Source organism: Serratia sp. Nf2, from assembly GCF_003028435.1.
Classification (GTDB): domain Bacteria; phylum Pseudomonadota; class Gammaproteobacteria; order Enterobacterales; family Enterobacteriaceae; genus Serratia; species Serratia marcescens_L.
Window position 1 is genome coordinate 327,499 of the sequence record NZ_PYTW01000003.1, and the last position, 13,828, is coordinate 341,326.

A 13,828-nucleotide genomic window follows, 5' to 3' on the forward strand; every position below is an offset into this window, starting at 1 on the left:
CATTAAAATATAAAAAGGAACTGCCATGAAAGGTATTATCGATAATATCTTAAGCAAGCTGCAGCTTTTCTCCAAAGCCATGATGGGGCCGATATTTTTCCTGCCGGTAATCGGTCTGATTCTGGCGCTCAGTTCTATTCTCACCAATGCCACATTAATCAATGAACATTCTGCCATCTTCACTATCGGTAAAATGATCGGCGATACCTTCTGGCCGTTATTCGGTAATCTCGGGCTGATTTTCTGCATCGGCATTACCTACGGCCTGGCCAAAGACAAAAAAAGCGAAGCGGCGCTGGTCGCGGTGATGTGCTTTATCATGTTCCTCGGCGCCAATTCGTCTTATCTGCAGCTCAGCGGCCACGTCGCGGCCAAGATCAACGGCGAATATTACGGCACCGGGCAGACGGAACTGCTGGGCTTTACCGTGGTGGATATGGGCATTTTCCTCGGTCTTATCCTCGGCGTCACCCTCGCCTGGGTGCACAACCGCCTGTGCAACGTCGAACTCAACGGCGTGTTTTCGGTCTATGGCGGCGCCAAGCTGGTGCTGATCGCCATGACGCCGATCATCATGCTGTACGCCGTCGCCTTCAGCTACCTGTGGCCGGCCATCTCGCAGGGCCTGATCGCACTGACCGGCTTTATGAAAAGCTCCGGCTCACTCGGGGTATTCGCCTACGGTTTCTTCGAGAAATTCCTCATCCCCACCGGGCTACACCACTTTATCTGGTCGCCGTTCCAGCTCACCAGCATCGGCGGTTCAATCGTGCAGGACGGCCAGACCGTCTCCGGCTCGCAGGCGATTTTCCTGGCCTATATGCGCGACCCGAGCATCTCGCCGCTGATGAACGAGGCGCTGCGCTTCTCGCAGCAAGGGATGGTAACCATCTTCGGCCTGCCGGGCGCGGCATTGGCTTTCTATCACACCGCCAAACCGGAAAAGAAAATGCTGGCCAAGGCGATTCTGATCCCGGCCATCACCACTTCGATCCTGGTCGGTATCACCGAGCCTATCGAGTTCACCTTCCTGTTTATCTCTCCGCTGCTGTGGGTGATCCACGCCGTGTTGACCGCGTTGTCGCAGGTGGCCTGCAATCTGTTCCAGGTACGCCCTTGGGGCGCCAGCGGGCTGGTCGAGTTCCTGGCCTACAACTTGCCGCTGCCGGTCTCCCTCACCCGCTGGCCGCTGTATGTGGTCATTGGCCTGGTGCAGTTCGCGGTGTATTACCTGGTGTTTAAAACGCTGGTGCTGAAGCTCAATCTGAAGACGCCGGGCCGCGAAGATGATCAGGACGTCAAACTCTACTCCAAACAGGATTACCGGAACCGCAAAAATACCCCGGACGAGCCGAGCGGCATCATTATTCGCGCGCTGGGCGGCAAGGAAAACATTATTTCCGTCGATAACTGCTTTACCCGGCTGCGGGTGGAATTAAAGGATATGGCGCGGGTGGATGAGGCCGCGTTGAAAAGCACCGGCGCCAAAGGCGTGGTGAAGAATCGCCGTGAAGTCCAGGTAATTTACGGCGTCACGGTCGGCAAGGTCAAAAATCAGGTAGAGAAATATTTAGCGGCACTCTAACGCTTTATTAATGGGAGATATCGAATGAAATTAACCGTTCTCGGCGGCGGCGGCGTACGTTCCCCGTTCCTCGCCAAATCCATTGCCTATAACGCCCATCGCATCGGCATTACCGAAGTGGTGTTTATGGATACCGATGAGCGCCATCTGGCGATCTACGGCGCCCTCGCGCAGGGCGTGTTCCAGCGCATTCGCGACGACATTGCTTTCAGCCTCAGCAGCGATCCGCGCCAGGCACTGCAAGGCGCCGACTACATCATCACCACCCTGCGCATTGGCGGCGAGGAAGGCCGCATCCATGACGAGCGCATCGCGCTCAATCACCAGTTGCTCGGGCAAGAAACCACCGGCGCCGGCGGCTTCGCCATGGCGATGCGTTCGATTCCGGCGATCCTCGATTATTGCCGCCTGATCGAGCAGCTTTCCTCGCCGGACGCGGTCTTGTTCAACTTCACCAATCCTTCCGGCATGGTGACCGAGGCGATCATCAAATCCGGCTTCCAGCGCCGGGTCTACGGTATCTGCGACGCCCCCAGCGAGTTCATTCGCGAACTGGCCGAGCTGCTGGGCTGCCGCGAAGACCAACTGAGCGTCGATTGCTTCGGCCTCAACCATCTTTCCTGGTTCCGCAATGCGCGCGTCAACGGTGAGCCGGTCACGGAACGGTTGCTGGCGGATCCGCGCCTGTATCGCGAAACCTGCATGAAATACTTCTCGCCGGAGCTGGTGGCGCTGTCGGACAACCTGATGCTCAACGAGTATCTCTACTATTACTACTACCGTGAGCAGGCGATCGCCGCCATCGTCGAGGGCGGCGAGACCCGCGGCGAACAAATCGCGGCGATCAATCGCCAAATGCTGTCGGCGTTGGGCGAGCTGGACATCCCCCGTCAGTTGGAACACGCCTTCTCTGTCTACTTCAGCCATTACCTGCAGCGCGAAAACTCCTACATGCAGCGCGAGTCCAACCAGGGCAAGGTGAAAACGCGTGAGATGCTGACGCTGCAACAGTTTATCGAACAGCCGGACAGCGGCGGCTATGCCGGGGTAGCGATCGACATTCTAGAGGCAGTCAACAGCGGCCGGCAAAAACGCGTGGTGGTATCGATGCAAAACCGCGACACGCTCGATTTTCTGCACCCGGAAGACGTGATCGAAATCAGCTGCGAATTGAGCAGCGCCGGCATTCAGCCGGTCAAAATGCGCGATATTCCCGACACCCAGAAAAACCTGATTTCGCAGGTGAAAGAGTACGAACGGCTGGCGGTGGCGGCGATCCTGACCGGCAACCGCCAACTGGCCATCAAGGCGCTGATGGTACACCCGCTGGTCAACTCCTACTCGCTGGCGAAAACGCTGGTGGAGGAGTACCTGCAGGCCCACCGTCAGTATGCCGTGCACTGGCGCTAAGCGATGCGGCGCGGCCGTCAGCGGCCGCGTCGTTCAAACCAGGCGGTGATCACATTCTCGAATCCCAACAGACAGTGGCCGAAAAACGGGTTGGGATAGTAGATATCGTGATCGTATTTTTGCCGGTCCTCAAACAGAAAGGTCATGTCGGCCTGCTGCGCCAGCGGGCTGTCGCCGTCGCCGCAGAAAGCCGCCAGCAGAATGCGGTTACGCTTCACCGCCTCGCCCCAGCTCAGCGCCGAGCCGCTGTTGCCCGACTTTGAAATCACGATCACCATATCGAAGCGAAAGCGCGTCTCACGGTCAAGAATGTCGAAATCCGGCCACAGCGACAGGTAACTGTCTACGCCCAGCGTCATAAACTTGTTGTACATATACTGCGCCACCAGCTGCGAAAAACCGCTGCCGTGGATCAGGATTTTGCCGCTGTCGAGCAGATCGAGAAACTGCGCCTGCTGGGCCGGCGGTGCCGCCGACGTCACGCGTTCCGCCTGGTAGGCCGGCGCCATCGTCAGGTTAAATTTGATGAAATAGACCAGTTCGAGATAGCCGCGAAAGCCCAGCTTTTTGGCCAGCCGCACCAGCGTTGAGGGGGAACTGTAGCAGCGTGTGGACACCGCGCGGATGCCGTCGTCGATGCAGGCGTCCGGATTGTCGAGAATGCAGTGCAAAATCGTCAGATCCGTCTTGCTGAGCTCCGCCTGGCTGAAGACCTGTTTGAAATTCATCGCCGCCCTCGTTTATTCGCCAAAATTATTGTTTCGCACGCGCTTCACCGCCTGTCCAGCGCGAGACAATCAAATTGTGATGCACTTTAAGCCGCCAAACCCCTTGATTTGCCAGCGGGATAACCGCCTTTACCCACCTCACCCCGGCCCCTATAATGGCCCCTTTCTGGGGTATGGCGCTGCCGCCAAACGGTTTGCCCATACGGGTTCGGCTCACTACTGCTGAAGGATACGCTGCATGAAAAAGTGGTCACATCTGCTCGCAGCCGGGATGATGGCGCTGAGTTTCTGCTCTGCAAACGCCTCTGACGGCAAGACACTGTACTTCTATAACTGGACTGAATACGTCCCGCCGGGGCTGCTGGAGCAGTTCACCAAGGAAACCGGCATCAAGGTGATCTATTCCACCTATGAATCCAACGAAAGCATGTACGCCAAGCTGAAGACCTACAAAGACGGCGCGTACGATCTGGTGGTGCCTTCCACTTACTTCATCGCCAAGATGAGCAAGGAAGGCATGCTGCAAAAAATCGACAAGAGCAAGCTCAGCCACTTCAAGGATCTCGATCCTACCCTGCTGAACAAGCCGTTCGATCCTAACAACGACTATTCCATTCCTTACATCTGGGGCGCTACCGCCATCGGCGTCAACAGCGACGCGCAGGATCCCTCTACCGTTACCGCCTGGGCCGATCTGTGGCAGCCGCAGTACAAAGGCCGCCTGCTGCTGACCGACGACGCGCGCGAAGTGTTCCAGATGGCGCTGCTCAAGCTGGGCTATTCCGGCAACACCACTGACCCGAAAGAGATCGAAGCCGCCTATCACGAACTGCAGAAATTGATGCCGAACGTGCTGGCCTTCAACTCCGACAACCCGGGCAACCCGTTTATGGAAGGGGAAGTCAACGTCGGTATGGTGTGGAACGGTTCGGCCTTCGTGGCGCGCCAGGCCGGCACGCCGCTGGAGATCGTTTGGCCGAAGGAAGGCGGGATCTTCTGGATGGACAGCCTGGCCATTCCGGCCAACGCGCGCAACGTCGAGGGGGCGCTGAAGCTGATAGACTTCCTGCTACGGCCGGAAATCGCAGTGCAGGTGGCGGAAACCATCGGTTACCCGACGCCGAACCTGGCGGCGAAGAAGCTGCTGTCGCCGGAGATCGCCAACGATAAATCACTCTACCCGGATAAGGCGGTGATTGAGCACGGCGAGTGGCAAAACGACGTCGGCGACGCCAGCACGCTGTACGAAAGCTACTTCCAAAAGCTGAAAGCCGGGCGCTAACACGCCCCGCCATCCCATCAGGGCGCGCAGTGCGCCCTGATGCCTTTCTCAGGGCCTGTCGGCCCGCGCCACCTTGCCCACCAGGAATTTGTGCACAAAACGCGGCACCACTTCGCTGGCAAGACCGTAGTGTTTCTCGTCGAACTGGCTCTCTACCTGGCTCGGTTCCAGGTTCAGTTCCATGGCGTAGGCGCCGCCCAGCCGCGCCTCATGCACGAAGCCGGCCGCCGGATAGACGTGGCCGGAGGTGCCGATGGCGACGAAGAAATCGGCCTTGCTCAGCGCCTGGTAAATGTCGTCCATGCCCAGCGGCATCTCGCCGAACCACACCACGTGTGGCCGCAGCGGCGCCGGGAACTGGCAGCAGTGGCAACGGTCGTCAACGCTGAGATCGCCGGGCCATTCGAACACCTGGCCCGACTGGGTGCAACGCACCTTCAGCAATTCGCCGTGCATGTGCAGCACCCGCTTGCTGCCGGCGCGCTCATGCAGGTTATCGATGTTTTGCGTGACCAACAGGAAGTTGTCCCCCAGCCACTCTTCCAGGTCCGCCAGCGCACGGTGCGCGGCGTTCGGGGCGATCTCTTCCGTCTGCAGCTGGCGGCGGCGTTCGTTGTAAAACGCCTGCACCAGCGCCGGATCGCGCTGAAAACCTTCCGGCGTGGCGACGTCCTCCACCCGGTGCTCTTCCCATAGCCCATCCGCGGCGCGGAAGGTGCGAATGCCCGACTCGGCCGAAATGCCGGCCCCGGTCAACACCACCACAAACGGCTTTTTCAGCTCGGCCGCCGCCATGGTGTCACGGTGAAAAATGCGTGAACGAAAGCGCTGATGCAGCACATGCTTACTCTTGCGAAACTGACACAGCCGATGGCGAGTGTGCATTAACTCTCTCCTTACTTTTCCCTGTTGACCAAATTGAGGAACGCTGCACCGCGCACGCCGCCGGCGTCACCATAGCGCGCCTTCTCGATGCGCGGCAGCCGGGCCACCCGCAGCAGGTGCGCCGGCAGCCGCTGCGGCAACGCCTGGTAAATGGCGTCGAAGTTCGACAGCCCGCCGCCGATCACCACCAGGTGCGGATCCAGCACCGTCAGCAGGTTGCCCAGGCAGATCGCCAGCACGTCCATAAAGCGGTCGACGTGGGCCACCGCCTGCGGCTCACCCGCCTGATAATGCGCAATGATCTCGGTGGCAGGCAAGTGCCGGCCATAGAAATGGGCGTACATCCATTCGAAACCGCGGCCCGATATGTAATTTTCAATGCAACCCTGATGGCCGCACCCGCAGGCAACGCGAGGCACATCACGCCCCAGCACCTCGAGCGCGTCCACCGGCAGGCGCAAATGGCCGAACTCGCCGGCGATATAGTTGCGCCCAGGCACCGTCTTGCCGTCGACGATCAGCCCGCCGCCAACGCCGGTGCCGAGGATGATGCCCAGCACCGTCGGGTAGCGGCGAAACTCGTCGTCCCAGGCCTCCGACAGCGCAAAGCAGTTGGCGTCGTTATCGACCCGCACCTCGCGCCCGATCAGCGCCGCCAGATCGCGCGGCAGCGGTCGCCCCATCGCCGCCGGCACGTTGGCGGTAAACAGCGTGCCGTCATCATCGTTGGGCAGGCCTGGGATGCCGATGCCGACGCTGCCGCGCCGGCCGCAAAACGCATCCGCCTCAAGGGTCAGATCGCACAGCGTGGCCAGCAGCTGCCGGTAATCCTCACGCGGCGTCGGCACCCGCTTTTGCCAAATGCGCTGCAGGCGGTCGTCGAATACCCCCAGCTCAATCTTGGTGCCGCCCATATCGAAACCGTAGTACATAACCCATCCCCAGGCTAAAAAAACGGGGCGGCATCGCTGCCTCCCCGTGGGTTTTATTGTCCGCTCAGCACCCGCGCCGGATCGATGCGGCTGGCACGCCTGGCCGGATACCAACTGGCCAACAGGCTCAGCACGATGGCGGTCGCCAACACGATCAGCACATCCAGCCAGTGCAGCTCGGAAGGCAGGAAATCGATGAAGTAGATATCGCCCGACAGGAAGGAGTGGCCGACCAGTTTCTCGATGCCCCGGATGATGTTGGTCAGCTGCAGCGAGGCGATCACCCCGATCACCACGCCGCTCAGGCTGCCCAGCAGCCCGGCCAGCAGCCCATACCAGATGAAGATGGCGCGGATAAAGCCGTCTTTGGCGCCCAGGGTGCGTAGCACCGCAATGTCGGCGCTTTTGTCTTTCACCGCCATCACCAGCGTGGAGACAATGTTGAAGCAGGCTACGCCGATCACCAGCACCATCGCCAGATACATGATGGCGCGGATCATCTGGATGTCGCGGTACATATAGCCGTATTTGCCGATCCAGCTCTTGATGTAAATGTAGGCGTTGGTCACTTCGCCGGCGTCGCGCACCAGTTTGTTGGCGGCGAACACGTCGTTCATCTTGAGCGCGATGCCCGTGACGCTGTCACCCATGTCGAGATACTGCTGCGCGTCGGCCAGTGGCACCAGCGCCAGGCTGTGATCGAGCTGGCCACTGAGCTGCAAAATGCCGGTCACGTGCAGACGAATGCGCTTTGGCTGCAGCAGCTTCATTTCCGGGTCGCTGTTGGGGATCATCACCGTCACGTAGGCGCCCTGCTTGACGCCCAGCGCGTCGGCCACGCCCCTGCCGAGGATCACCTGCTGCTCGCCGGGCTTGAAGTTGGCCCAGGCGTCGCCCTGCACATACTGCGGCAGCGCGCTCAGCCGGCTTTCCTGCTGCGGATCAACGCCCTTGACTTCCACCGCGCGCAGCTGTGCGCCGTTCTCCATCAGGCCGGTAAAGTTGATGTACGGCGCGGCGGCCACAATGCCCGGCACCTTTTCCACCCGCTGCAGAATCGACGGCCAGCCGCTGAACGGCTGATTGACCGGTTCGAGTTCGCCGTGCGGCACCACCGCCAGAATGCGGTTCTTCAGCTCGCGCTCAAAGCCGTTCATCGCGCTCAGGCCGACGATCAGCACCGCTACCCCCAGCGCAATGCCGATGGTGGAGATGACCGAGATCAGCGACACCATGCCGCCGCGTTTACGGCCGCGGCTGAAACGCAGGGCCGTCAGGAAGGACAGTGAGGCTCCCGCCATTACTCGGCCCCCATCAGGGTCAGCTGCGCCTGCAGGTGGCCGTCGGCCATTTCCAACTGGCGGCTCAGACGCTTGGCCAGCTGCAGATCGTGCGTCACCACCAGGAAAGCGGTGCCCTGACGCACGTTCAGCTCGCCCAGCAGATCGAAGATGCTGTCCGCGGTGCGTTTGTCCAGGTTACCGGTCGGTTCGTCCGCCAGCACCAGCGCCGGATTGTTAACCAGCGCACGCGCGATCGCCACGCGCTGACGCTCGCCGCCGGAGAGCTCTGACGGGCGGTGTTTGCTGCGTTTTTCCAGCCCGACCGCCGCCAGCATCTCCCGCGCCTTCTCCTGCGCCTGCGCCGGCTTGGCGCCGCCGATCAGCAGCGGCATGGCGGCGTTTTCCAGCGCGGTGAAGTCCGGCAGCAGATGGTGGAACTGATAGATGAAGCCCAGTTGGCGGTTGCGCAGCTCGGCCTTGGCCGCCGAAGACATGGCGTTCAGCGATTCGCCCTTGAAAATCACCTCGCCGGAGGTCGGTGAGTCCAGCCCGCCCAGCAGGTGCAACAGGGTGCTCTTGCCGGAACCCGAGCTGCCGACGATCGCCATCATCTCGCCCTGCTGCATGGCAAAGCTGACGTTGCGCAGCACGTCGGTGTGCAGATTGCCTTCCTGATAGGTCTTGCACAGGTTGTCACACTGCAGCAAAAGATGGTTACTCATAACGTAAAGCCTCAGCGGGTTGTACGGCGGCAGCGCGCCATGAAGGATAAAGCGTGGACAACAGGGAAACCGCCATCGCCACCACGGCGATGATCGTCACCTGCAGCGGATCGACCGCCACCGGCAGCGAAGCGCCGTCGATCAAGGCGCCGAGGATCGGCATCAGGTTATTCAGGTTGGTGGCCAGCAGCACGCCGAGCAGCGTGCCAAGCAGCGAACCGATGATGCCGGCGCTGGCGCCCTGCACCATAAACACCGACATGATCTGGCGGCGAGTCAGCCCCTGGGTCTGCAGAATGGCGACTTCACCCTGCTTTTCCATCACCAGCAGGCCGAGCGAGGTAATGATGTTAAACGCCGCCACCGCCACGATCAGGCTGAGCAGCAGCCCCATCATGTTCTTCTCCATGCGCACAGCCTGGAACAGCTCGCCCTTGCGATCGCGCCAGTCCTTCCAGACCGTGCCCGCCGGCAACGGCTGTTGGCTGAGGGTATCGACCGTCAGCGGCTGTTGCAGGAACAGGCGCCAGCCGGTGATGTTACCTGCCGGGTAGCGCATCAGGCGCGAAGCGTCCTGTTGGTTGACCAGCAGCTGATAGCCGTCCACCTCGCTGTTGGCGTGGAAGGTGCCGATGAGGGTGAACAGACGCTGGCTGGGAATGCGGCCCATCGGCGTGAACTGGCTGGCGCTTGGCACCATCACGCGCAGCGAATCGCCGCGCTTGACGCCGAGTTGCCCCGCCAGCTGTTCACCGATGATGATGTTGTACTGGCCCGGCTGCAGCTGTTGCTGCTTGACGTTGACCAGGTACGGGGTCAGCGGATCGGCTTCGTCGGGATTGACGCCGAGCATCACCCCGACCGCTACGCTGCGGGCGCTTTGCAGCACCACGTCACCGGTGGTCAGCGGCGCGACGCGCGTGACGCCCTGCATCTTCTGCACCTCGGAGGCCGGCAGCTGCTGCGGGTTGACCGATCCTTGCGGACTGGTGACCAACGCCTGCGGCATCAGGCCGAGGATGTTGTTCTCCAGATCCTTTTCGAATCCGTTCATCACCGACAGCACGGTGACCAACGCCATCACCCCCAGCGTAATGCCGATGGTGGAAAGCCAGGAAACAAACCGTCCGAAGCGGTCTGAGGCTCGCCCGCGCATGTAGCGCAGGCCAATGAATAACGCGACAGGTTGATACATGAAATCCGTTTGATAGCCGTGGCTTAAGCAAAGTGATCATGGATAATAAAGGCTCTCCCTCGTTTAGGGAACACCCGACGGCCTTTTATTGCGTGGCGCAGAGGAGCGCGACGGCGGCAGATTAGCGCAATATTGACCCGCCGCCGTAAAAAATCGACGGCGTCAACCGGTTAAATAACCGGCAAAAAAGCGATGGGCAGCGCTTTTTGCTGTGTCAGTTTGCCGGCTGCTGGGCTACTATAAACAGCATAAAGGCGCAGGGTTATCCGTGCCGGGACGCCCTCTAACACATTGATTAAAGATACCTGAATGAGCACTTCCGATAACCGTAACCGTTCTTCATCCCCCCGTTATTCTCTGCCCGATCGCGCGGGCGATCTGCGCCAGCTGGGGCAACTGACCGGCGCGGCCTGCGCCGTGGAGTGCGCCGAGATCGTCGAACGCCACCCAGGCCCGGTGATGCTGATCGCGCCGGACATGCAAAACGCCCTGCGGCTGCGCGACGAGATCCAGCAGTTCACCGACCAGATGGTGACCACGCTGTCCGACTGGGAAACCCTGCCGTACGACAGCTTCTCGCCGCATCAGGAAATCATCTCGGATCGTTTGTCGAGCCTGTATCACCTGCCGACCATGGCGCGCGGCGTGATCATTTTGCCGGTCAACACCCTGATGCAGCGCGTCTGCCCGCATGAGTTCCTGCACGGCCACGCGCTGGTGATGAAGAAAGGCCAGCGCCTGTCGCGCGACAAGCTGCGCGCGCAGCTGGAACAGGCCGGCTACCGCAGCGTCGATCAGGTGATGGAGCACGGCGAATTCGCCACCCGCGGTGCGTTGCTCGATCTTTACCCGATGGGCAGCGATGAGCCTTACCGCATCGACTTCTTCGATGACGAAATCGACAGCCTGCGCATCTTCGACGTCGATAGCCAGCGCACGCTGAGCGAAGTCGAGGCCATCAATCTGTTGCCGGCCCACGAGTTCCCCACCGACAAGAACGCCATCGAGCTGTTCCGCAGCCAGTGGCGCGAGCAGTTTGAGGTGCGTCGCGACGCCGAGCACATCTATCAGCAGGTCAGCAAAAGCGCCTGGCCGGCCGGCATCGAATACTGGCAGCCGCTGTTCTTCAGCCAACCGCTGCCGTCGCTGTTCAGCTACCTGCCGGCCAACACGCTGATCGTCAATACCGGCGATCTGGAGGGCGCCGCCGAGCGCTTCTGGCAGGACGTCAATCAGCGTTATGAAAGCCGCCGCGTCGATCCGATGCGCCCGCTGCTGGCGCCGGACACGCTGTGGCTGCGCGTCGACGCGCTGTTCGGCGAGCTGAAGGCCTGGCCGCGCATCGCGCTGAAAACCGATGAGCTGCCGGCCAAGGCCGGCAATACCAATCTGGATTACCATACCCTGCCCGATTTGGCGGTGCAGGCGCAGCATAAATCCCCGCTGGATAATCTGCGGCGCTTTATCGAAGGCTTCGACGGCAGCGTGATTTTCTCCGTCGAGAGCGAGGGGCGGCGTGAAACGCTGCAGGATCTGCTCGGCCGCATCAAGCTGGCGCCGACGCTGATTCAGCGCCTCGATCAGGCGGAAACGGCGGGCCGTTACATGATGGTCGGCGCCGCTGAACACGGCTTCCTCGACGGCCTGCGCCAGCGGGCGCTGATCTGCGAAAGCGATCTGCTCGGCGAACGCGTCAGCCGCCGCCGGCAGGACAACCGGCGCACCATCAATACCGATACCCTGATCCGCAACCTGGCGGAACTGCATCCCGGCCAGCCGGTGGTGCACCTGGAGCACGGCGTCGGCCGCTACGTCGGCCTGACCACGCTGGAGGCCGGCGGCATCAAGGCCGAGTACCTGATCCTCTCCTACGCCGGTGAGGACAAGCTGTACGTACCGGTTTCTTCGCTGCATCTGATCAGCCGTTACGCCGGCGGCGCAGACGAAAACGCTCCTTTGCACAAACTGGGCGGCGACGCCTGGACGCGTGCACGGCAGAAAGCGGCCGAGCGGGTGCGCGACGTGGCGGCCGAGCTGCTGGATATCTACGCCCAGCGCGCCGCCAAGGCCGGTTTCGCCTTCAAACACAACCGCGAACAGTATCAGCTGTTCTGCCAGAGCTTCCCGTTCGAAACCACGCCGGATCAGGAACAGGCGATCAACGCGGTGCTGAGCGACATGTGCCAGCCGTTGGCGATGGATCGCCTGGTGTGCGGCGACGTCGGCTTCGGCAAAACCGAAGTGGCGATGCGCGCCGCCTTCCTGGCGGTGGAAAACGGCAAGCAGGTAGCAGTGCTGGTGCCGACCACCCTGCTGGCACAGCAGCACTTCGACAACTTCCGCGATCGCTTCGCCACCTGGCCGATCCGCATCGAGATGATGTCGCGCTTCCGCAGCGCCAAAGAGCAGCAGCAGGTGCTGGACGACGCGGCCGAAGGCAAGGTGGATATCATCATCGGCACCCACAAGCTGTTGCAGAGCGATCTGCGCTGGAAAGACCTGGGGCTGCTGATCGTCGATGAAGAACACCGCTTCGGCGTGCGCCATAAAGAACGCATCAAGGCGATGCGCGCCGACGTCGATATCCTGACGCTGACCGCCACGCCTATCCCGCGGACCCTGAACATGGCGATGAGCGGCATGCGCGATCTGTCGATCATCGCCACCCCGCCGGCGCGCCGCTTGGCGGTGAAAACCTTCGTGCGCGAATACGACAGCCTGGTGGTGCGCGAGGCGATCCTGCGCGAAGTGTTGCGTGGCGGCCAGGTTTACTACCTTTATAACGACGTGGAAAACATCGAGAAAGCGGCGCAGCGCCTGGCTGAGCTGGTGCCGGAAGCGCGCATCGCCATCGGCCACGGCCAGATGCGCGAACGCGATCTGGAACGGGTGATGAACGATTTCCACCACCAGCGCTTCAACGTGCTGGTGTGCACCACCATCATCGAAACCGGCATCGATATCCCCAGCGCCAACACCATCATCATCGAGCGCGCCGATCGCTTCGGCCTGGCACAGCTGCACCAACTGCGCGGCCGCGTCGGGCGTTCGCACCACCAGGCTTACGCCTATCTGCTGACGCCGAACCCGAAAGCCATGAGCACCGACGCTCATAAACGGCTCGAAGCCATCGCATCGCTGGAAGATCTCGGCGCCGGTTTCGCCCTGGCGACCCACGATCTGGAGATCCGCGGCGCCGGCGAACTGCTGGGTGAAGACCAGAGCGGCCAGATGACCACCGTCGGTTTCTCGCTCTACATGGAGTTGCTGGAAAGCGCCGTCGATGCGTTGAAAAACGGCCGCGAACCGTCGCTGGAAGATCTCACCAGCAGCCAGACCGAAGTGGAGCTGCGCATGCCGGCGCTGTTGCCGGAAGACTTCATTCCCGACGTCAATACCCGTCTGTCGCTGTACAAGCGCATCGCCAGCGCGAAGCACGACGGCGAGCTGGATGAGCTGAAGGTCGAGCTGATCGACCGCTTCGGCCAGTTGCCGGACGCGGCGCGCAACCTGTTGCAGTGCGCGGCGCTGCGCCTGCATGCGCAGAAGCTGGGCATCAAACGCATCGAGAGCAACGAGCGCGGCGGCTTTATCGAGTTCGGCGACAACAACCGCGTCGACCCCGGCTATCTGATCGGCCTGTTGCAGGGCAATCCTCAGGTTTACCGTCTGGACGGCCCGAGCAAGCTGAAGTTCACGCTCGATCTGGCCGATCGCCAGAAACGCCTGACGTTCACCGAGGAGCTGCTGAACGCCTTCCGCGAACACACGCTGGCGGCCTGAGTCAACGCCTCTCGCCTTTACGG

10 protein-coding genes are annotated in these 13,828 nt (G+C 61.3%); 4 read left to right on the forward strand and 6 right to left on the reverse strand.

Annotated elements, in window-relative coordinates; genetic code table 11:
* The first annotated feature begins 25 nt into the window (after nucleotides 1–25).
* Nucleotides 26–1,585 (forward strand): PTS transporter subunit EIIC, encoded by a 1,560-nt coding sequence (locus C9411_RS09385; RefSeq protein WP_107226929.1) that lies wholly within the window; start codon nucleotides 26–28, stop codon nucleotides 1,583–1,585.
* Nucleotides 1,586–1,609: 24 nt separating this feature from the next.
* Nucleotides 1,610–2,995, forward strand: a complete 1,386-nt coding sequence (locus C9411_RS09390; protein WP_063989598.1) for a glycoside hydrolase — start codon at nucleotides 1,610–1,612, stop codon at nucleotides 2,993–2,995.
* Nucleotides 2,996–3,012: 17 nt separating this feature from the next.
* On the opposite strand, the gene C9411_RS09395 is transcribed toward C9411_RS09390, so the two are convergent.
* Nucleotides 3,013–3,723: a MurR/RpiR family transcriptional regulator gene (locus C9411_RS09395; RefSeq protein ID WP_063989597.1), complete on the reverse strand. Its 711-nt coding sequence runs from the start codon at nucleotides 3,721–3,723 to the stop codon at nucleotides 3,013–3,015.
* A 238-nt stretch (nucleotides 3,724–3,961) separates the two neighbouring features.
* On the opposite strand from C9411_RS09395, the gene potD reads away from it, so the two are divergent.
* The gene (gene potD, locus C9411_RS09400) at nucleotides 3,962–5,005 is read left to right on the forward strand and encodes a spermidine/putrescine ABC transporter substrate-binding protein PotD (protein ID WP_033633291.1); all 1,044 of its coding nucleotides are present in this window, start codon (nucleotides 3,962–3,964) and stop codon (nucleotides 5,003–5,005) included.
* A 48-nt stretch (nucleotides 5,006–5,053) separates the two neighbouring features.
* Here potD and cobB read toward each other — a convergent pair whose 3' ends face one another.
* From cobB to lolC, 5 genes are read right to left on the reverse strand one after another with little or no spacing between them, the layout of a single operon-like run.
* Nucleotides 5,054–5,890 (reverse strand): Sir2 family NAD+-dependent deacetylase, encoded by an 837-nt coding sequence (gene cobB / locus C9411_RS09405; protein WP_015377583.1) that lies wholly within the window; start codon nucleotides 5,888–5,890, stop codon nucleotides 5,054–5,056.
* Nucleotides 5,891–5,901: 11 nt separating this feature from the next.
* Nucleotides 5,902–6,822 carry an N-acetylglucosamine kinase gene (gene nagK / locus C9411_RS09410; protein WP_063989595.1) on the reverse strand — a complete coding sequence of 307 codons (921 nt, stop codon included), beginning with the start codon at nucleotides 6,820–6,822 and terminating at the stop codon, nucleotides 5,902–5,904.
* Nucleotides 6,823–6,875: 53 nt separating this feature from the next.
* Entirely contained in the window at nucleotides 6,876–8,123 is a 1,248-nt protein-coding gene (lolE, locus tag C9411_RS09415; protein WP_063989594.1) for a lipoprotein-releasing ABC transporter permease subunit LolE, read from the reverse strand.
* The gene (gene lolD, locus C9411_RS09420) at nucleotides 8,123–8,827 is read right to left on the reverse strand and encodes a lipoprotein-releasing ABC transporter ATP-binding protein LolD (RefSeq protein ID WP_004941120.1); all 705 of its coding nucleotides are present in this window, start codon (nucleotides 8,825–8,827) and stop codon (nucleotides 8,123–8,125) included. The genes lolE and lolD overlap by 1 nt, the downstream gene beginning before the upstream one ends.
* Nucleotides 8,820–10,022 carry a lipoprotein-releasing ABC transporter permease subunit LolC gene (lolC, locus tag C9411_RS09425; RefSeq protein ID WP_107226930.1) on the reverse strand — a complete coding sequence of 401 codons (1,203 nt, stop codon included), beginning with the start codon at nucleotides 10,020–10,022 and terminating at the stop codon, nucleotides 8,820–8,822. Before lolC ends, lolD begins: the two co-directional genes overlap by 8 nt.
* A 309-nt stretch (nucleotides 10,023–10,331) precedes the next feature.
* Between lolC and mfd the strand changes: the two genes are divergently transcribed.
* Complete coding sequence (gene mfd, locus C9411_RS09435) at nucleotides 10,332–13,805, forward strand: transcription-repair coupling factor (RefSeq protein WP_107226931.1); 3,474 nt, start codon at nucleotides 10,332–10,334, stop codon at nucleotides 13,803–13,805.
* Nucleotides 13,806–13,828 lie beyond the last annotated feature (23 nt).